We start from the raw sequence: 18875 nt of genomic DNA, 5'->3' as shown, positions 1-18875 counted from the left end.
ATCCACGCATCCGTCGTAAACGCTGGGTCGGCGAACTATGCCATGATCTGGATATGGGTCCAGGGTTCGGGAGTTCCGAGGTGTTTTCACGGGCATCGCAACGCAGGTGGTTCGCATGGCTGGCATTCGCCGCGCTGTGCCTGAACCTCGTGGCGCCGTCCGTGTCGCGGGCCCTCACCGTCGAGGCGTCCTGGCTCGACCTGGGTGCCTGGTGTACCGGTCAGGGGCCGAGCGATCCGCACCCGGACAAGCCCGATCCGCTGCATCACGGTGAGGCCTGCGGTTATTGCGCGCTCGCCGCGCAGCAGCCGCTGGTCCCGACGGCGTCGGTGGTCCTGTCCGTTCCCGTGGCGGCCGCGACAGCGACCCGCAGTCTCCCGACAATGGCATGGGCTCACGCGCTGCCTCCCGGCGCCACGCTTCCGCGGGGCCCCCCCAGCGCCCACGGTTGACGATTCGGCTCGTCGTCGCTGCACGGCGTCTTCCTCGTTCGCTGCAGGCGCCCATGCGCCTTGCTGGGGTATCCGGTTATGTACAGATCTCGCCTGACCCGCGCGCTTTCGGCTGCGCTCGTCGTTTCCCTTTCGCTGGGCTCGCTCTCCGCACATGCCTGTGCGTGCGGCTGCGGAATTTTCGATGTCGGCACGGGGGGCTTGCTGCCCAACGGCGCCAGGAACACGCTTTCCCTTCAATACAGTTACCTGGACCAGCCGCGGAACTGGGCGGGCAGTTCGTCCGCACCCGCGGGGCAGAACGACGACAAGCACATCCGCAGCGAGTTCTACCTGGCCGGGTGGCAGCACATGTTCAGCCGGGCATGGGGCCTCCAGGTCGAAGTGCCCTACACGGCACGGCACTTCACGACCACGGACGATGACACGGGTGTGGTGGGCAGCCACGACCACGCCGCGCTGGGCGACATCCGCATCATGGGGATGTATACGGGCTTTTCGGGCGACATGTCGTCGGGGCTGGTCTTCGGTCTCAAGCTCGCCACCGGCGACTGGCGTTACAAGGGCTTCGACCGGGATACGGCCATCGGCACGGGCACGACGGATATCCTTCTGGGTGGCTATCACCAGACCTACTTCGGTACCGGCTCCTGGGGCGGTTTTGCACAGACGCAGCTGGACCAGGCGATGAACACGCGGGCAGGCTATCGCCCCGGCACGGAGCTGGACAGCGCGTTCGGGATCTACCCCGCAGGGTGGACGTTCGCGGGCGGCGCGCAGGTCACGCCGATCGTCCAGGCGCTGGTGTCCTTGCGCGCCAAGGACCATGGCCTCAACGCCGCACCGGGCGACAGCGGCTACGAGCGCGTGCTCGTTTCCCCGGCGGTGGAGTTGAAAGTCCGCGCGTTCCGCCTCTACGCGGATGTGGAGCGACCCGTCTTCCAGCATGTCAACGGCAACCAGCTGGTGCCGCACTGGCAGGGCAAGCTGCTCGCCAGCATCAACTTCTGATTCGTCAACCGAACTCTCCCATGACCCACGCAGCGACATCATCGTCCCGCGCCACCTATCGCCTCATCTGGCGCTGGCATTTCTATGCCGGGCTGTTCTGCCTGCCGTTCATCGTCTGGCTGGCGACCACCGGCATGATCTACCTGTTCAAGCCGCAGATCGAACCGTTTCTGGAAAGGCAGTACGCGCATGTCACCGATGGACCGGCCCGGCCGGCCTCGGCACAAATAGCAGCAGCACTAGCGGCGGTGCCCGGTACGGTACTCAACGCCTACGAGCTGCCGTCCAGCCCCACGGCCGCGACCCGGGTGCTGGTGGGGAAGGGCGCCCATGTCACCCGTGTGTTCGTCGACCCCTCCAGCGCGAAAGTGCTTGGCGTGGTCGGCGAGGACGATCGGTTCATGCGGGTGATCTTCTACCTGCACGGCGAACTGCTGCTGGGGACGAAGGGCTCGATGCTGGTGGAGCTGGCGGCCTCGTGGACGATACTGATGTTGCTGTCCGGTCTTTACCTCTGGTGGCCGCGCGGCGGTCGCGTCATGGGCACGCTGGTGCCGCGCTTGAATGCCGGTGGCCGCGTGTTCTGGCGTGACCTCCACGCGGTCACGGGATGCTGGATTTCGCTGATGGCGTTGTTCCTGCTCGTGTCGGGACTTCCCTGGAGCAAATCCTGGGGCGGCCTGTTGCAAACCGTGCGACAGACCTACGCCGCCTCCGCCGCCGCGCCCGACTGGACGATCGGCAGCGCGGCCGAACGGGCGACGAATCGCGCCGCCAACACACCGATTGCCGATGAACACGCAATGCATCACGGCATGGCGATGGACATGCCGATGGGCGGTGGTCCCGACTATGGGGCGATCGACCGACTGGTGCCGACGGTGGCTGCCCTGGCCCTGCCGCCACCGGTGCTGATCGCGCCCCCTTCAGAACTCAAGCCGACCTGGACGGCCCGGTCCGACACGCAGAATCGGCCACAGCGCGTGGATGTCGCCCTGGACGCCGCCACCGGGACGGTAACCCGCCGCACCGCCTTCGCCGATCGCCCGTTGCTGGATCGGCTGATCGGCTACGGCGTGGCTATCCACGAGGGACAGCTGTTCGCGCCACTCAATCAGGTGCTCGGCGTCGTGACGGCGCTGGGCCTGCTGACGCTGTCCACCAGTGCCGTCGTGCTGTGGTGGCGGCGTCGTCCCGCAGGCACGCTGGGTGCGCCGCCGGCACACGCGGGCGTGCGGTACCCCCTGTTGATCGTCGCGCTGCTTGTCGTGCTGGGACTGCTGCTGCCCCTGCTGGGCGTCACGATGGTGCTCGTGCTGACGATCGAGCGTTGGCTGCTTCGGCGCTTTCCGTCTACGCGGCACCTGCTGGGGCTGTCCGGGCCTTCCGTGGGACGACGCTGAAACCTTTTTCTTCACCGCGAACCGAGTCCTTCGTGACAACTTGCGGAGTACGTTGGAGGCTCATCCCAACGGGAAAGCCCCCATGACGATCAAGACCATCGAAGAACTCTTCATCCACGAACTGTCCGACATCTACAGCGCCGAAAAGCAGCTGACCAAGTCCCTGCCGCGCATGGCGCGTGCCTCGACGGCGCCCGAACTCAAGGAAGCTTTCACGTCCCACCTGGAAGAAACCCAGGGTCAGGTCGAGCGCATCGACCAGATCGTTGAATTGCTCGATATTCGTCTCAAGCGCATCAAATGTGCCGCCATGGAAGGTCTGGTGGAAGAGGGCAAGGAAGTCATCGACACGGTAGAGGCGGGCCCGCTGCGCGACGCGGCGCTGATCGGTGGTGGGAACAAGGTCGAGCACTACGAGATCGCGTCGTACGGCACCCTTGCCGCCATGGCCAAGCAGCTTGGCTACAAGGATGCCGTCCCGCTGCTGCTTGAAACCCTTGCGGAAGAGAAAGCCGCGGACGAAAAGCTCACCATGCTGAGCGAGCGCCTCTCGACGCAGGCAAAGGCCGAAAAGGCTGCGTGACACGAACCGCGCGGGCGCCCCATGCGGCGCCCGCTTCTGTACGAAATACGGAGCGCGCTATGAGCGAACATGTGAGCACCTTGAGTGAGGTGGTCATCTATATTGCGGCGCCGGCAACGGTCCGCGGACGCTGGCGAGTGCGATCGGACGGCCGCCCCGAGAAGGAAGTCGAGAGCGAGCATGCGGCGGTGGCATTCGCGGCGGAACACGCGAGGATGATCGAGAATGCCGGTGGCGTCGCCATCGTGAAGATCGAGCGGGCGGACGGGAGCTGGGAAACCTTTCGGACGTGACCGTCCGTGAGCCTGATGGGGGGATGCAGAAAACGGGTGAATGGTGTACATTTGTACGATGTACAGCAACTACCGCTGCATACTCCATACCGAGCCGGCGCCCGAGGGGCCAGGTTACGTAGGCTCGTTCGAGGTGGTCGACCATCGCGGCGACACCGTTCAGGTGGGCCGGCACGCCACCGTGTATCCGCGCATGCAGCAAGCATTGGCGCAGGTGTGGTCCATGGGCCGTAACGCCGTCGCCGCGCTTGAAGCGAAGCGTTAAGGGTCTGGCCCGATGACAGCGATACGTGCTGTCATCGAACGATGGAACGGATGGAAAGGTCAGCCGGGCGACTCATGCAGCGGGTCGTCTTCATCGCGGTCGTCCATCGGCCGTCGCACCGAGACAGTGGGCGATCTCACGCATGAAATACTTCGCCGTGAAAGGCTTGACCAACACAGCGGTGTCGCCGGGCAGTCGCGTGTCCAGGTCGTCACCGGCGTAGCCGGTGATGAGCAGCACCGGCATGCCGGGCAGGCGATCATGGCACTGTCGTGCCAGTTCGCAGCCGTCGGTCGGCCCTTCCAGGCCGATGTCGCTCACCACCAGATCCCAGTCCCTGCGCGTGGCCAACGTGGCCATCGCGGTTTCCGCGTCCGCCACGGACGTCACGTCGTGGCCCGCTTCGCGTAGCAGTTCCGCCAGGGGCTCGCGTACGTGCGCCTCGTCGTCCACCAGAAGCACCACGGCCCGGCGGGACGGACGCGACGCGGTTTCGGTGAGATATGACGTGCCGGCGGCCGCGCTTTCGTCGGACGCCAGCGGCAGCCAGATGCGCACGCGCGTGCCGACGCCGATCACGCTGGCGACGTCGATGGCGCCACCGGACTGGTGCACGTAGCCGTGCACCTGCGACAGCCCCAGCCCGGTACCGGCGCCCTGCGGCTTGGTCGTGAAGAACGGCTCGAAGATGCGTTCCAGGCTGTCCTGGGGAATGCCGACGCCCGAATCGGTGACCTCGATCAGCGCGAACCCGTGCTCACCGGACAAGGGCAGGCTTTCATGCAGGTCGCCCGGAACGACGGTGCGCCGCGCGCGCAGCTGGATACGACCGTTGACGTGCGAGGCATCGCGCGCATTGAACAGCAGGTTCAACAGGGCGACTTCGAGTTGCGCGTCGTCGACGTGCACCTCGGGCAATGCCGGCTCGACCGATACCTCCACACGGCCCTCCTGGCCCGGGCCGGGGCGCAACAGCGCGGCGATGGCAGGCAGGCGTCGTCCGAGGTCGACCGGCCGTGGATTGAGCGGTGCGCGTCGCGAAAAGGCGAGCAGCCGGTGCGTCATGCGGGCAGCGCGGTCGACGAGCTCGCCACCGCGGGCGGCCAGGCGCCCACATTCGTCGAGCCTGCCCTTGGCGATGAAGACGTTGAGCAAGTCGAACGAACCGGCCAGCCCTTGCAGTACGTTGTTGAAATCGTGCGCGATGCCGGCGGTCAACTCGCCGATGGCGACCATCTTGTTCTTTTGCAGCGCCTGGGCTTCCAGTTGCCGGCGTGTGGTGACATCGGCCACCACGCCACATATCCGCAGCGGCTGGCCGTCCGTCCCGAACTCCGTGCGGCCCAGCGGCGCGATCCAGTGGATGGACCCGTCGGGCCATTTCACGCGGACCTCGCAACGCAGGGTGCCCTCGACAAGGGCGCTGCGGAAGGCGGCGGAGAACATTTCGCGGTCGTCCTCGAGCACGTGCTCCAGCGCTATCGCCAGGCTCCAGCGCGGCTGGAGTACCTCGTAGCCGAACATCTGGTCGTGTCGTAGCGAGCGCAGCGTTTCCTCATCCGATCGCAGATCGAGCTGCCAGATGCCCAGGTCGGCGCTCTGCAAGGCGAGGTGCAGCAGCTCCGGCGGGAAGCTTTCCATGGGTGACCTCGACTTTGAGGAAGCGAGGGTTGCCAGCCGGGCGTGAAGCGATGGTGATACAGCCGCTTGAAACTGAATCCAGCCGGCTCACCCGTCGAGCGGATCGTCGTCGTGCAACTCGTCCATCCAGCCGCGCCGGCGGTGCAGTGCCCACTCCACATGTTCGGAAAACAGCGTCTCGATCGGGTCGCCGTTCACCATGGCGGCCAGGTGTCCGGAGGTGACGCTACCGAGGTACTCGGCCTGGTCGGGAAAGCCGGCGATGCCTTCCCGGTCCAGTTGGGCGAGGACGGCGCGCAGGTTGGTGTGGCGGGCGTGCTGGACAGGCATGGAAGGCAGGTGGCCTCGGGGCGTTCCTCATGACATCGGCGGCCCGGACCATGTCTTGAGTGCGCGGAGGCATGACGCGCTTCCCGGGCTAGGGAGCCGTTCATCTGGGGCCGAAGAAATCGTTGCCCTTTTACGGACGGCAAGCGTCAAGGCCATGTTAGCCAAGCCAATGTGGCGAGGTGTACGTTTTGCCCGAGAACGTCCGCCGTCCCTGTGTGGCGTTAAGGTGGATCACCAGCCGCAAGGCGCATAGGGAGTGTGCAATGAGCAGCACGAAGACGATGACGGTTTCGCTGGCGATGGCCATCGCCATGACCGCCTGGGCCACCCACGCCGCCGCCGCGGATATGTCCTGCCCGGCTGCCGGGTCGATCAGGCAGAACGGCGAGACGAAGGATGGCGATATTGCCTATGAGGCCGTGTCCGGCGCTCACACCTGGAAGGGTGAGGTCTCGCAATACGACGACGCGAAACTTCACTTGGAGGGGTTGTCCTTTGCCGGTGCCTCGCTGATCAACAGCAAGGATAAACACTGGGCGTCGTGTGACTACAAGGCCACGGACGGCAACAGCCTCCGCATGAGTCTCGACATGGAAGGCAACGCGGTGTCGCCGGCGAACGCCAAGGCGTGGAAAAGCGTCGCCGCGGGGAAGGAAACCTGCACGCAGTCGACGAGCGAAGCCTGCACTTTCAAGTGACCGGCGACTACGTCACCCGGCCAGGTCAGTCCGGGTGACGTAGTTCGACGCTTCCGGCGACAGCGCCGCATCCAGCGCCTCCCGGTCCAGTGCTCCCTCCCAGCGCGCGACGACGACGGTGGCCACCGCATTGCCGATGAAGTTGGTCAGCGAGCGGCATTCGCTCATGAAACGGTCCACGCCCAGGATCAGCGCCATGCCCGCCACGGGCAGCGAGGGCACCACGGAGAGCGTGGCCGCCAGCGTGACGAAGCCGGCGCCGGTCACGCCCGCCGCTCCCTTGGAGCTGACCATGGCCACCAGCAGCAGGGCCACCTGTTCGCCGAGGGTGAGCGGTGTGTTGGTCGCTTGCGCGATGAACAGCGCGGCCAGCGTCATGTAGATGTTGGTGCCGTCCAGGTTGAACGAGTACCCGGTGGGCACCACCAGGCCGACCACCGACTTGTCGCAGCCCGCGCGCTCCATCTTCTCCATCAGCGAGGGCAGGGCCGCTTCCGAGGACGAGGTGCCCAGCACCAGCAGCAGTTCGGCCTTCAGGTAGCGCATCAGGCGGAAGATGGAGAACCCCGCGCACTTTGCCACGGTGCCCAGCACCACCACCACGAACAGGATGGCCGTGCCGTAGAAGGTGGCGACGAGGAACAGCAGGTTGGACAGCGACTCGATGCCGTAGCGGCCGATGGTGAAGGCGATGGCGCCGAAGGCACCGATGGGTGCGGCTTTCATGAGCAGGTGCACCAGCGTGAAGACGGGCGCGGTCAGGGCTTCGAAAAACGACACCACGGGCCTGCCGCGCTCGCCGGCCAGTGTCAGCGAGATGCCGAACAGCACGGCGAACAGCAGCACCTGCAGGATATTGCCCGAGGTGAACGCGCCCACCACGGTGTCCGGAATGATGTCCAGCAGGAAGGCGGTCAGCGAGATGTCGTGGGCCTTGGTGGTGTAGGTGGCGATCTCCTTCGTCGACAGGGTGGCGGGATCGATGTTCAGGCCCGCGCCCGGTTGCACCACGTTGGCCACGACCATGCCGACGATGAGCGCCAGGGTCGAGAAGACGAGGAAGTAGAGCATCGCCTTCAGCACCACGCGGCCGACCGCGTTGAGATGAGGCATGCCGGCGATACCGGTGACCACGGTGAGGAAGATCACCGGCGCGATGATCATCTTCACCAGCTTGATGAAGGCGTCGCCCAGTGGCTTGAGCGATTCGGCGAAGGCCGGCCAGTAGTGACCCAGCAGGGCACCGAGGGCGATGGCGACCAGCACCTGCGCGTAGGTCTGGCGATACCAGGGCCGGGGAGCGGCGACGGGAACGGACTGCTGCAGGGACATGACGCGATACCGTAGGCTGCCCCGGAGGGGCGGATGCACCCTTGTAGCCCGCGCGTCCCGATCGGCCCATAGCACATTCCGGCTAGGCTCCCCGCGGCTGTGCGACCATCGCGGTCATGTCCCGAGTGCGCCTCGTCCGCCTGTTCCCCTTGTGTGCGCTGGCGCTGGTCATCGCCGGCACCGCGGCCATGGGCGGGTGGTGGGCGTGGCATCGCGCGCTGGCGGTCACCGCCGCGCAGTCGGCGGATCGTCTCGAACTGCACGCGCTGGCGGTGCAACGCCTGATCGACCGGTTCACCGTGCTGCCGGAGGTGCTGGCGCTGGATCCGGCCCTGCGCGCGGCGCTGTCGGACACCGGCGGGCCCCTGCCGACCCTGGCGCTCAATCGCAAGCTTGCCCAGGCCAACGGCGCCGTGCATGCGTCGACGCTCACGTTGCTGGATCGGCACGGCCGGGCCGTCGCGGCCAACAACTGGGATACCCCCACAAGCAACGTCGGCCTGGACTATCGGTTCCGACCGTATTTCCAGGAGGCGATGCGGGAGGGGCGCGCCACCTTTTATGCGATGGGTGTGTCCACGGGCGTGGCCGGCTATTTCATCGCGCGTGCCGTCGACGACGAGCAGGGCCGGCATGTCGGCGTGATCGTGGTGAAGATCACCCTGGACGACGTGCGTCACGACTGGGCTCGCGACGACGACACCGTGCTGCTGGCTGACCGTTATGGGGTGGTCTTCCTGACCAACCGCGATGCCTCGTGGTTGTATCGGCCACTGCAGGCATTATCTCCGCGAGATGCGGACGCGATCCGCGCCACCCGCCAGTACGGCGATCGCGCGCTCGTGCCGATGCGCACCGTTACCCTGGGCGAGGCAGGCGCGGACGCGCGACGCGTCAGGGTGATCTCGCCGTCGCTCGACGGCGAGGTGGTCTGGGCCAGCCTGGCCCTGCCTCAGCAGGGCTGGACCCTGCACCTGCTGGCTGACGCCCGCCCGGCCATGACCGCTGCGCGCGACGCCGTGCTGGTGGTGCTGGCGGTGTGGCTTCCGATCGTCCTGTTCGGGCTGTTCCTGCAGCAGCGGCTGCGCCTGGCCCGGCTGCGCCAGCGCAGCCGCGAGGAGCTCGAGCGCATGGTGGCGCATCACGCCGCCGCGCTGCGCTCTGCGCAAGACAGCGTGGTGGCCGCGGCGCACGAGGCCACCCAGGGCGCCGACGGCAACCTGGAACACCTGCCGCAGGGCGTGAGCGTGATCGACGCGTCGCTGCGGCTGGTCGCGTGGAACACGCGCTACCGGGAGATCTTCGGGTTCCCCGAGGAATACATGCGCGTGGGGCGGCCTATCGAGGACCTGTTCCGTTTCAACGCGCGGCGCGGCTTGCTGGGCCCGGGCGATCCGGAGGAGGCGATCCGCCGCCGGCTGGATTACCTGCGTGCCGGCAGCCCGCACATGTACGAGCGCGAGCGGCCCGACGGCACCACCCTGGAAATACGCGGCAATCCGCTGCCGGACGGTGGCTTCGTCACCAGTTATGCCGACATCACGGCGTACAAGGCCGCCGCGCGCGAACTGCGGTCGCTGGCGACCAGCCTGGAACGCCGGGTGGACGAGCGCACGCGCGACCTGCACGACGCCAAGGCGGAAGCGGAACGGGCCAATCGCTCCAAGACCCGTTTCGTCGCCGCCGCCGTCCACGATCTGCTGCAGCCACTCAATGCGGCACGGCTGTTCGTCGGCGCGCTGGCGGCGGGGCGCCTCGACGCCGCGGAGCGCGAGCTGGTGGAGCGCGTCCGCAGCGCGCTGGACACGCAGGACGAATTGCTGGCCAGCCTGCTGGACGTGTCGCGGCTGGAAGGGGGCGCGGTCGAGCCGCGCTTTGCCGCCGTGTCGCTGGCATCGCTACTGGCCGACCTGGCGAAGCAGTTCGGGGTGCTGGCGGCATCGCACGGCCTGCGGCTGCGCTGCGTCACCGGTCGGGCCGTCGTGCGCAGCGACGCCTTGCTGCTTCGCCGCGTGCTGCAGAATTTCCTGTCCAACGCGATCCATTACACACCGCGTGGCGGCGTGCTGATCGGAGCGCGCCGGCAAGGCGACGCGGTGCGCATCGAGGTTTGGGACACGGGGCTTGGCATCCCGGAGGCGAAAACCCGGGCGATCTTCGACGAGTTCCTGCGCCTGGACAACGGCGTGGACCGCGAGCGGCGCAGCGCGGGCCTGGGGCTGTCGATCGTCGACCGGATCGGGCGGCTGCTGGGCGCGCCGGTGGCGGTACGCTCGCGTCCGGGCAAGGGCAGCGTGTTCTCCATCACCGTGCCGTTATGGCAGGGCCCTTCCGCGACGACAGCGACGGCCGCCGGCGCGGAGGACGAATCGCCGTTCGCCGGTGCCCGGGTCATGCTGTTGGATGCCGACGGCGTGACACGACAGGCCACGACGCGGCTGCTGGCGTCGTGGGGCTGCGAGGTGGCGGCCGCGGCCAGCGCGAGCGAGGCGATGCGCCACGCGGAAACCGACGCGGTGCCCGCGATCCTCCTGCTGGAGGACCCGATCGACGGCATGACGGGTGAGGCACTGCGCCTGGCCCTCGGCGCACGCTGGGGCGGCATGCCACCCACGCTGCTCATCGCGGAGGCGCCCTCGGCAGCGGATGTGGAGCGTGCGGCCGCGGTCGGTGTGCGTTACCTCACGCGACCCCTTGCCCCGGCGCGCCTGCGCGCGGTCATGAGCCGCATGCTGATGGTGTCCGGCTAACCCGGGTGGGAGCCGTCGACGCCTTCGTCGACATCCAGCGATCGCACCAGCACCGCGGCCTGCGTGCGCGAGCGGCATTCCAGCTTCGACAGCACGGCGGTCACGTGGATCTTCACGGTGTTCTCCGCCAGGCCCAGCTCGGCGGCGATCTGCTTGTTGAGCAGGCCCTCGGCCATCAGCATCAGCACGCGGAACTGCGCCGGCGTGAGCCGGGCCAGTCGCGCGGCCAGGCGGGCATCGTCGTCGCTGCGGTCGGCACGTGCGCCGACGAAGGCGGTGCCCCCCTGCATCACCTCCGCGACCGCCGCGCGCAACACCTCGGCCGGTGCGGATTTTGAGACGAAACCCGCCGCGCCGAACTGTTGCGCGCGGCGCACGTTGCGCGGATGGTCGTTGGACGACACCACCAGCACCGGCACCTCCGGATGCTCACCGCGAAGCCAAAGCAGCGACGAGAAGCCCATGGCCCCCGGCATGGTCAGGTCCAGCAGCACCAGGTCGACCGGCTCGCCAGCGGCAAGCACCGCCTCCATCGCGCTGTGGCTGGCCGCCTCCAGCGCGCGACCGCCCCGCAGGGGCTCGGCCAGCGCGTGCAGCAGGGCGCCACGGAACATCGGGTGATCGTCGGCAATGAGCAGGTTGAGCGGCATGCGGCGATTCTAGGGGCAGCGGGCCGGGTTCACATCACGTGCGCTCCATGTTCCACGCTGTATCAAGGCCATTGGATCGATCAGGAGACAGGGCATGACCGGCGGAGCTATCAAGCGCACCATCGTTTCCGCGGTGGACGGCTTCAGCGACGATGAGTTGATGACACGTGCGGCGGCGCTGGCGTTCTACGCCGCTTTGTCGTTCGCACCCCTCCTGCTCCTGCTGATGTGGGTGATTTCGGTGCTGCATCCGGAATGGCGCGATCAGCTGACCCAGACGCTGTCGTCCGTGGTCGGCAGCCGTGCCGCGGGCGCCATCGACAGCGTGATCACCAGTGCGAAAGCGCATCCGCGCCTGAGCGACATCGCCGGCATCGTCGGCCTGGGCGTGACGCTGTTCGCCGCCTCGGCGGTGTTCGCCCAGTTGCAGGGCACGTTGGACCGGGTCTGGCGGGTGAAGCCCCGGCCGGGCGAAGCCGTCGGCGCCTGGTTGCGTGCGCGCGGCCGGGCGTTCGCGCTGCTGGGCGGCATGGCGTTCATGATGATCGTCTCGTTCATTGTCAGCGCCATCATCCAGACGATGATCCGCGGCGACTCGACGGCGTGGAGCGCCGTGGAATACGGGATATCTGTGATCGTGTTCGTGGCGGCCTTCGGCGCGATGTACAAGGTGCTGCCGGATGCGCTGATCGACTGGAGCGAGGCGCTTATCGGTGCGGTACTGACCACGGCGCTGTTCCTGGCAGGCAAGTACGTCATCGGCCTGTACATCCAGTATTCCGACGTGGGTGGTGCATACGGCCCCGCCGGTGCCTTCGTGGTGCTGCTGACCTGGACCTATTACTCGTCGATCATCGTGCTGCTCGGCGCCGAGCTGACCCGCGGCGTGGCCGACGCACGTGGCAAGCCGATCCGCCCCAGCCCCCACGCAGTGGAGATCGAGGCCGCGCCTGCCGAGGTCAAGCCGAAGGACTCGCGGGACGCGGCGCTGGCCCGCGCCTCGCGCACCCCGCGTACCCGCATCCCTCCGGCGGCGGTGGCCGGCTCCCTGTTCGCCGCGGGCGTCGTGCTGGGTGCCGTGATGCGGTCCGGCGCGCGTGGTCGCCGTCCGGGCCGCGAGGTATAACGGCATGGGATGTCCGGACCGAACGATCGCGATCGCATGCTAGACCAAGTGAAAACACCGCCACGCGACCCGGCCATGGTCGATGTGCTGTCGGGGCGCCGCCGCGGGCTCTCCGCGCTGCTGCCGTTCGCCGGGCCCGCGATGGTGGTGTCGGTGGCCTATATCGACCCGGGCAACTTCGCGACCAATATCCAGGCGGGCGCACGCTACGGGTATGCGCTGCTGTGGGTGGTGCTGCTGGCGAACCTGGTCGCCATGCTGTTCCAGAGCCTGTCGGCCAAGCTGGGCATCGTGACCGGTCGCAACCTCGCCGAGCTGTGCCGCGACCGCTTGCCCAAGCCGCTGGTCTACGTCATGTGGGTGGTGAGCGAGCTGGCCGCCATGGCCACGGACCTGGCCGAGTTCCTGGGCGGCGCGATCGGCCTCAGCCTGCTGTTCCACATGCCGTTGCTTGTCGGCATGGGGATTACCGCCGTGGTCACGTACGCGTTGCTGCTGCTGGAAGGCAAGGGCTACCGTCGCCTTGAGCTGACCATCGGCGCGCTGGTGGGCGTGGTGGGTTTGTCGTACCTCGTGGAACTGTTCATCGCGCCCGTCGGCTGGAAGGCGCTGGGGCAGCAGATCTTCGTGCCGAACCTGCCCGACAGCGCGGCCATCGCCATCGCCGTGGGCCTCATCGGCGCGACCGTGATGCCGCATGCCCTGTTCCTGCACTCGGGGCTGACCGAGCGCCGCGTGCAGGCCAGGAACGATGCGGAGCGGACGCGGATCATCCGGTTGTCGAACCTGGAAGTGATCCTGGCACTGACCCTGGCAGGCCTGATCAACCTGGCCATGGTGGTGATGGCGGCCGGCGCGTTCCACGGCAGCCACCCCGACGTGGCGAAGATCGAAACCGCCTACCAGACCCTGATCCCGCTGCTTGGCGGTGCCGCCGCCACCATCTTCCTGGTTTCCCTGATCGCCTCGGGGTTTTCCAGCTCCGTGGTGGGGACCATGGCGGGGCAGATGATCATGCAGGGCTTCGTCGATTTCCGCATTCCGATATGGCTGCGGCGCGCGATCACCATGCTGCCCAGTTTCGCGGTGGTGCTGGCCGGCGTGGACGCGACCCGCGCCCTGGTGCTCAGCCAGGTGGCGTTGAGCATCGCACTACCGTTCCCCATGATCGCCCTGGTCTGGTTCACCAGCCGGGACGACGTCATGGGCGCGTTCCGCAACGGCCGTCTGGTGGTGGTGCTGTCGGCGCTGGCTGCGCTGGTCGTTCTGGGGCTGAACGTGCTGTTGCTGCTGGATGCGTTCGGGATGGTTACGCTGTGACCGACGGGCCGATCAGGCCCATGCCCTGCAACGTCGTGCGCAAGGCCGTTTCCGGTGCCGTGCACGGCACGTCCGCGAGGAAGGCACGCAGGCGTGCATCGTCCAGCAGGATTTCCTCGTCCCACAGGTAGCGCATCTTGCGCACCTCGCGCATGGTTTCCATGAAGGGCGCGACCAGGGTCGCCATCCACCACGGGAAACGGCGCAGGGGCAACTCACCCCGACCCGACGCCTGCCTCAGCGCATCGGCCAGCGTGTACCCCGTGAGCACATGGCCGCCGAAGTGGAAGCGCGCGAAGGCATCCAGTTCGGCGTCGCGTTCCAGCAGCGCCACGAGCGTGGCGGCGACGTCCGGCAGGTAGGCCCAGGTGTGGCGCAGTGACGGTGCGCCGGGGTAGCGGATGTCGCGCAGCGGCTTGCCGGGCGTGAGGATGCCCTGGGCCAGCCAGTTGTTGCCGCTGCGCGGCCCGTAGAAATCGCCGCAGCGCAGGACCAGGCTGCGTACTCCCTCGCGCGCCGCGGCCTCCAGGCGTTCCTCCACAGCCGCGCGGATCTCGCCCTTGCGTGAGGGCGGATGCTGGGGCGCATCCTCGGCGATCAGGGGGTACGTGTCGGGACCGTAGTTGTAGACCGAGCCGGGCAGCACGATCCGCGCGCCCACGGCGCGCGCGGCGGCGATGGTGTGATCGATCATCGGCAGCACCACACGCTCCCAGCCCTTGTAGCCCGGCGGGTTGACGGCATGCACGATGGCCTGCGTGCCCTGCGCGGCGCGGCGAACGTCGTCCGCGTTCATGGCATCGCCGTGGATCCAGTGGAGCGCGCCGTCGTCGGCCTTGCCGGCGTGGCGGGTCAGTGCCTTGACGGTCCACCCGGCGGCGGCCAGCGCGCGGGCGGTTTCCCCGCCGATGCCGCCGGTGGCGCCGAGGACTAGGGCAGTGCGATGGGATCGGGTCATGGCGGTATCTCCAGGGGGTGGACCGAGTCTCGGCGCTGTCGTGGTAGTCGTGAATTGCATAAGGGCGCATGGGTGCCATACATTTACGTATGGCCAGCCGCGAACCCGCCTGGGATCTTTTCCGTTCTTTCCTCGCCGTGATGCGCGAGGGAAGCCTTTCCGCGGCCGCGCGTTCGCTGGGTATGACCCAGCCCAGCCTGGGCCGGCACATCCGGGAGCTGGAAAGCGCCCTGGGCGTGGACCTGTTCTCGCGCGTGCCGCACGGGCTGCTTCCCGCCGATGCCGCGCTGGAACTGCTGCCGCACGCGGAAGCCATGGCGTCCGCGGCGGCGTCCGTGCGGCGCGCGGCCTCCGCCAGCCGCGACACCTTGCAGGGTGTTGTCCGCATCACCGCCAGCGAGGTGATCGGGGTGGAAGTGCTGCCGCCGATGCTGGCCGGTTTCCGGCGCGCGCACCCACGCATCGTCATCGAGCTGTCGACCACCAACCGCACGGAAAACCTGCTGCGCCGCGACGCCGACATCGCCGTGCGCAGCGCCGTGCCCCAACAGGACGCCCTGGTCGCACGGCACGTCGCCGACATCCCCATCGGGCTTTACGGTCATGCGGATTATTTCGCCGTGGCCGGGCGCCCGCGTCGTGTCGCGGACATCGCCAGCCATGCGCTGATCGGATACGACGAGGAAAAACCGTATATCCGGGCCCTGCGTCCCGCCGATGTCCCGTACTCACGCGAACACTTCGCGCTGCGCACGGACAACGACCTGGCGGCGCTGGCGGCCATTCGCGCCGGCTTCGGCATCGGTTTCTGCCAGGTGCCGCTGGCGCGACGCAGCGGGCTGGTTCGCCTGTTCCCGAAGACGCTGGAGGTGCCGCTGCGGCTGTGGGTGGTCATGCACGAAGACCAGCGCCGCAGCCGCCGCGTGCGCGCGGTCTACGACCACCTGGTGGAAGGCCTGACCGCCTATGGGGCGTCCGGCAACGCGTAAAACTGTTAACCTCCGGCGCCTGACAGACCGGAGATTTGCCCATGAGCCTGATCCATACCCCCGTCTCTTATGGCGAGCTGATCGACAAGATCACGATCCTGCAGATCAAGCTCATGGAAATCCAGGACGATGCCAAGCTGACCAACGTGCGCAACGAGCTCGAACTGCTCGACGCGACGTGGAAAAACGACAAGGCCTCCGAGACCGACATCACCGACGAGCAGGCGCGCCTTCTCGCCGTCAACCAGCGCCTGTGGAAGATCGAGGACGACATTCGCCTGAAGGAGCGCGCGCAGGCGTTCGACGACGCGTTCATCCAGTTGGCGCGTTCGGTGTACATCGAGAACGACGAGCGCGCCGCGATCAAGCGCGAGATCAACATGAAGCTGGGCTCCACGCTGGTCGAAGAGAAGTCGTACCAAGATTACCGCGCGCCGCAGACCGGCGCTTAACGCAACGGCAGTTGCAGGAACGCCGCGCAGGCTTCGAAGCGCTCGCGCATGTCGTCCACCTCGATGAGGTCCATGACGCCGGGCTTTTCGATCTTGGTTCCCCAGGCCAGCTCGGCGGCCGGCTTGCCCAGGAAACGACGCGCGGCGGCATCGTAGCGATCGACGCACCAGCGGCGATCGGAATAGGGACCGGAGCGGTGCGGGTTGCTGGCGGCATGCAGCCCCAGCACCTTCACCCCGGCCGCGTTGGCCATGTGCATCGGGCCGGAGTCCGGCGTGAGGATCATGGCCGAGCGCTCCAGCAGGGCCATGAAACGTTTCAGCGTGTCCTTGCCGGTCAGGTCCAGCGGCGCCGAGGCGGTGGCCGCGAGGATGCGATCCGCCAGTGCCCGCTCGCCCTCCGACGGCCCGCCGACCAGTGCCACGCGCAGGCCGCGTGCCATGGCATGGTCGATCAATGCCGCATAGCGGTCCACGCGCCAGTTGCGCAGCGCATGGCTGGACATGGGGCTGACCAGCAGGGTCGGCGTGTCGCCCGGAAGCTGCGCCGCGGCCCATGCCCTGGCGTCGTCCGGCACCGGGATGTCCCAGCGAACCCCGGTCTGCGTCAGGCCCAGCGGCTCGACGAAGCTGCCTAGCGCATCCAGCACGTGCTGCCCCGAGCGCGCCGGAATCCGTTCGCGGATGAACAGGCCGTGCAGGTCCTTCGAACGCGCGCGGTCGTAGCCGATCCGCCGATCCGCGCTGACCGCCAGGCTGAGCAGGTTGGAACGCAACGCCACCTGCATGTGCAGCAGCGCGTCGAAGCGGCGTCCGGCCAGCGCCTGCCTTACCTCGCGCAGGCCCTCGCGGCCCTTGCCCTTGTCGAAGGTGATGAATTCCACGCCGGACAGGTCGCCCACCAGGCGTCGTTCCAGCTTGCCTACCAGCCAGGTCAGCCGCGTGGATGGCGCCTTTTCCTGAAGGGTGCGGACCAGCGGCACCACGTGCGTGACATCGCCGATGGCGGAGGTGCGCAGGATGCAGAGGCTGGAATCCCCCGACGGGAGCGGACGGCTTGTTAGACTGGACACGATCGGAGCACCGGATGAGTGGCTGCGCAAGGGCGGCCGATGAAATGAAAGAGCAACGAGTGGAGGAGGGCGCGGACGGTACGATTCTGTTCGACGCGACCCGTGCACCTCAAGTCGACGCGCGGTGGTTCTCGCCCGAATACTGGCGCGAGCGCGGCGCCCTGCGCACGCAATCCGGCGGCCGCGGCGGCGTGGCGGTGGTCGATACGCCCGCCGGTGAAGCCGTGCTGCGGCATTACCGGCGCGGCGGTATGGTGGCCCGTCTGCTCGGCGACCGCTACCTTTTTACCGGACGCCGACGCACGCGCAGCGATCGCGAGTTCCGCCTGCTGGTGGAACTGCAACGTCGCGGGCTGCCCGTGTCGCCGCCGCTGGCGGCCCGTTTCGTACGCCAGGGCATGCGTTATTCGGCCGACCTGATGACCCTGCGCATCCCGCGGGCGTCCACCCTGGCCGAGCAGCTGCAGCAAGGCGCCTTCACCCCGGCGCTCGCCGGCCAGGTGGGCGCGTTGATCGCGCGCTTCCACCGCGAGGGTGCCTGGCACGCCGATCTCAACGCACACAACATCCTCGTCGGGGCCGACGGCCTCTACCTCATCGATTTCGACCGGGGCCGGCTGCGCGGCGTGTCCCGTCGCTGGCGCCATGCCAACCTGGATCGCCTGAAGCGCTCGCTGGTGAAACTGGGCGCGCGCGATCTGGCAGGAGGCACTTTCGACGCCACGCTATGGCCGGCCTTGATGGACCACTACGAACGGAGCCTGGGCGCATGACGTGGAACCTGCATTTCCTCGGCACCGGTGCCGCCCACGCGGTCGAGCTGGGCTCCTCCGCCGTGGTCGTGGAGCGTGACGGCGCGCCGCTGCTGCTGGTCGATTGCGGTCCCGACACGCTCGATCGTTACGTGGCGGCGTACGGTGCACCACCGGCGGCCCTCTACATCACCCATGTGCACATGGACCACGTGGCCGGCATGGAGCGACTGTTCTTCCGCCTGTGGTTCGACGAGGCCCTGCGCGGGCGCACGAAGGTCTACCTGCACGCCGCCCTGTTGCCCTGGCTGCAGGGCAGGGTGGCCGACTACCCCGGCGCCCTGGCCGAAGGCGGCGTCAACTACTGGGATGCATTCCACCTCATCCCGTGCACCCGCGGCTTCTGGCACGAAGGCCACTGGTTCGACGTGTTTCCCACCCGCCACCACGTGCAGGGCACCTCGTACGGCCTGGCCCTGCGCGGCAGCCTGGTCTACACCGGCGATACCCGGCCGGTGCCGGAGGCGATCGCGCTGTACGGCATGCGCGGCGAGCTGATCGCCCACGACTGCGGCGTCGTCGGCAACCCCTCGCACACCGGCGTGGACGACCTTGAGCGCGAATACCCCGGCGAAGCCCGCTCGCGCATGGCGCTCTACCATTACGGCAGTGCCGCCGACGGGGAGGTGCTGGTCGCGCGGGGCTACCGCATCGCCCATCCCGGCGAACGCCTGCCCCTGCCGCAGCCCGAGCCACCCCACCCCACGGCCGGCTGAGACTTGCCCAGCCGCGGCGGG

Annotated in this window: 20 protein-coding genes; 14 read left to right on the top strand and 6 right to left on the bottom strand. The window is 67.9% G+C overall.

Annotation, left to right across the window (positions count from 1 at the left end):
* The first annotated feature begins 53 nt into the window (after positions 1-53).
* From QRN34_RS00340 to QRN34_RS00315, 6 genes are all read left to right on the top strand, one after another.
* Positions 54-452: a DUF2946 domain-containing protein gene (locus tag QRN34_RS00340; protein WP_285400956.1), complete on the top strand. Its 399-nt coding sequence runs from the start codon at positions 54-56 to the stop codon at positions 450-452.
* Positions 453-530: 78 nt separating this feature from the next.
* The gene (locus QRN34_RS00335; RefSeq protein ID WP_285400954.1) at positions 531-1463 is read left to right on the top strand and encodes a hypothetical protein; all 933 of its coding nucleotides are present in this window, start codon (positions 531-533) and stop codon (positions 1461-1463) included.
* Positions 1464-1483: 20 nt separating this feature from the next.
* On the top strand, positions 1484-2866 hold the full coding sequence (locus tag QRN34_RS00330; RefSeq protein ID WP_285400952.1) for a PepSY domain-containing protein: 1383 nt from the start codon (positions 1484-1486) through the stop codon (positions 2864-2866).
* A gap of 82 nt (positions 2867-2948) precedes the next feature.
* Complete coding sequence (locus tag QRN34_RS00325) at positions 2949-3449, top strand: ferritin-like domain-containing protein (protein ID WP_285400950.1); 501 nt, start codon at positions 2949-2951, stop codon at positions 3447-3449.
* Between the two features lie 59 nt (positions 3450-3508).
* Positions 3509-3742, top strand: coding sequence for a hypothetical protein (locus QRN34_RS00320; protein ID WP_285400948.1), 234 nt, complete (start codon positions 3509-3511; stop codon positions 3740-3742).
* Positions 3743-3782: 40 nt separating this feature from the next.
* Positions 3783-4007: a hypothetical protein gene (locus tag QRN34_RS00315; RefSeq protein ID WP_285400946.1), complete on the top strand. Its 225-nt coding sequence runs from the start codon at positions 3783-3785 to the stop codon at positions 4005-4007.
* Positions 4008-4097: 90 nt separating this feature from the next.
* Here QRN34_RS00315 and QRN34_RS00310 read toward each other — a convergent pair whose 3' ends face one another.
* Both QRN34_RS00310 and QRN34_RS00305 read right to left on the bottom strand, forming a co-directional pair.
* The gene (locus tag QRN34_RS00310; RefSeq protein ID WP_285400944.1) at positions 4098-5648 is read right to left on the bottom strand and encodes a PAS domain-containing hybrid sensor histidine kinase/response regulator; all 1551 of its coding nucleotides are present in this window, start codon (positions 5646-5648) and stop codon (positions 4098-4100) included.
* 87 nt (positions 5649-5735) lie between these two features.
* The gene (locus QRN34_RS00305) at positions 5736-5978 is read right to left on the bottom strand and encodes a hypothetical protein (RefSeq protein WP_285400942.1); all 243 of its coding nucleotides are present in this window, start codon (positions 5976-5978) and stop codon (positions 5736-5738) included.
* 263 nt (positions 5979-6241) lie between these two features.
* On the opposite strand from QRN34_RS00305, the gene QRN34_RS00300 reads away from it, so the two are divergent.
* The gene (locus QRN34_RS00300; RefSeq protein WP_285400940.1) at positions 6242-6676 is read left to right on the top strand and encodes a DUF3757 domain-containing protein; all 435 of its coding nucleotides are present in this window, start codon (positions 6242-6244) and stop codon (positions 6674-6676) included.
* A gap of 12 nt (positions 6677-6688) precedes the next feature.
* Here the strand turns inward: QRN34_RS00300 and QRN34_RS00295 are convergent, their stop codons facing one another.
* Positions 6689-8008, bottom strand: a complete 1320-nt coding sequence (locus QRN34_RS00295) for a dicarboxylate/amino acid:cation symporter (RefSeq protein ID WP_285400938.1) — start codon at positions 8006-8008, stop codon at positions 6689-6691.
* 116 nt (positions 8009-8124) lie between these two features.
* On the opposite strand from QRN34_RS00295, the gene QRN34_RS00290 reads away from it, so the two are divergent.
* Positions 8125-10758: a PAS-domain containing protein gene (locus tag QRN34_RS00290; RefSeq protein WP_285400937.1), complete on the top strand. Its 2634-nt coding sequence runs from the start codon at positions 8125-8127 to the stop codon at positions 10756-10758.
* Here QRN34_RS00290 and QRN34_RS00285 read toward each other — a convergent pair.
* Positions 10755-11408: a response regulator transcription factor gene (locus QRN34_RS00285; protein WP_285400935.1), complete on the bottom strand. Its 654-nt coding sequence runs from the start codon at positions 11406-11408 to the stop codon at positions 10755-10757. The genes QRN34_RS00290 and QRN34_RS00285 overlap by 4 nt on opposite strands.
* Positions 11409-11502: 94 nt before the next feature.
* Here QRN34_RS00285 and QRN34_RS00280 point away from each other — a divergent pair, with 94 nt between their 5' ends.
* Complete coding sequence (locus QRN34_RS00280; RefSeq protein ID WP_285400933.1) at positions 11503-12534, top strand: YihY/virulence factor BrkB family protein; 1032 nt, start codon at positions 11503-11505, stop codon at positions 12532-12534.
* A 36-nt stretch (positions 12535-12570) separates the two neighbouring features.
* A complete protein-coding gene (locus QRN34_RS00275; protein ID WP_285400931.1) occupies positions 12571-13854 on the top strand; it encodes an Nramp family divalent metal transporter in 1284 nt (427 codons plus the stop codon).
* Here the strand turns inward: QRN34_RS00275 and QRN34_RS00270 are convergent.
* Positions 13844-14812: an NAD-dependent epimerase/dehydratase family protein gene (locus tag QRN34_RS00270; protein ID WP_285400929.1), complete on the bottom strand. Its 969-nt coding sequence runs from the start codon at positions 14810-14812 to the stop codon at positions 13844-13846. The two genes, QRN34_RS00275 and QRN34_RS00270, sit on opposite strands and share 11 nt — an antisense overlap.
* A gap of 89 nt (positions 14813-14901) precedes the next feature.
* Between QRN34_RS00270 and QRN34_RS00265 the strand changes: the two genes are divergently transcribed.
* Positions 14902-15801 carry a LysR family transcriptional regulator gene (locus tag QRN34_RS00265; protein ID WP_285400927.1) on the top strand — a complete coding sequence of 300 codons (900 nt, stop codon included), beginning with the start codon at positions 14902-14904 and terminating at the stop codon, positions 15799-15801.
* Between the two features lie 41 nt (positions 15802-15842).
* Positions 15843-16253, top strand: a complete 411-nt coding sequence (locus QRN34_RS00260) for a DUF6165 family protein (RefSeq protein WP_036142521.1) — start codon at positions 15843-15845, stop codon at positions 16251-16253.
* On the opposite strand, the gene QRN34_RS00255 is transcribed toward QRN34_RS00260, so the two are convergent.
* Positions 16250-17326, bottom strand: a complete 1077-nt coding sequence (locus tag QRN34_RS00255) for a glycosyltransferase family 9 protein (protein ID WP_285400924.1) — start codon at positions 17324-17326, stop codon at positions 16250-16252. The two genes, QRN34_RS00260 and QRN34_RS00255, sit on opposite strands and share 4 nt — an antisense overlap.
* Positions 17327-17370: 44 nt before the next feature.
* On the opposite strand from QRN34_RS00255, the gene QRN34_RS00250 reads away from it, so the two are divergent.
* Both QRN34_RS00250 and QRN34_RS00245 read left to right on the top strand, forming a co-directional pair.
* Positions 17371-18099 carry a 3-deoxy-D-manno-octulosonic acid kinase gene (locus tag QRN34_RS00250; RefSeq protein WP_285400922.1) on the top strand — a complete coding sequence of 243 codons (729 nt, stop codon included), beginning with the start codon at positions 17371-17373 and terminating at the stop codon, positions 18097-18099.
* Positions 18096-18854 (top strand): MBL fold metallo-hydrolase, encoded by a 759-nt coding sequence (locus QRN34_RS00245; protein ID WP_285400921.1) that lies wholly within the window; start codon positions 18096-18098, stop codon positions 18852-18854. The genes QRN34_RS00250 and QRN34_RS00245 overlap by 4 nt, the downstream gene beginning before the upstream one ends.
* Positions 18855-18875: the final 21 nt, after the last annotated feature.

This window comes from Luteibacter sp. ME-Dv--P-043b, assembly GCF_030209605.1.
GTDB lineage: Bacteria > Pseudomonadota > Gammaproteobacteria > Xanthomonadales > Rhodanobacteraceae > Luteibacter.
This window is presented reverse-complemented; position numbering and strand designations above follow the sequence as displayed.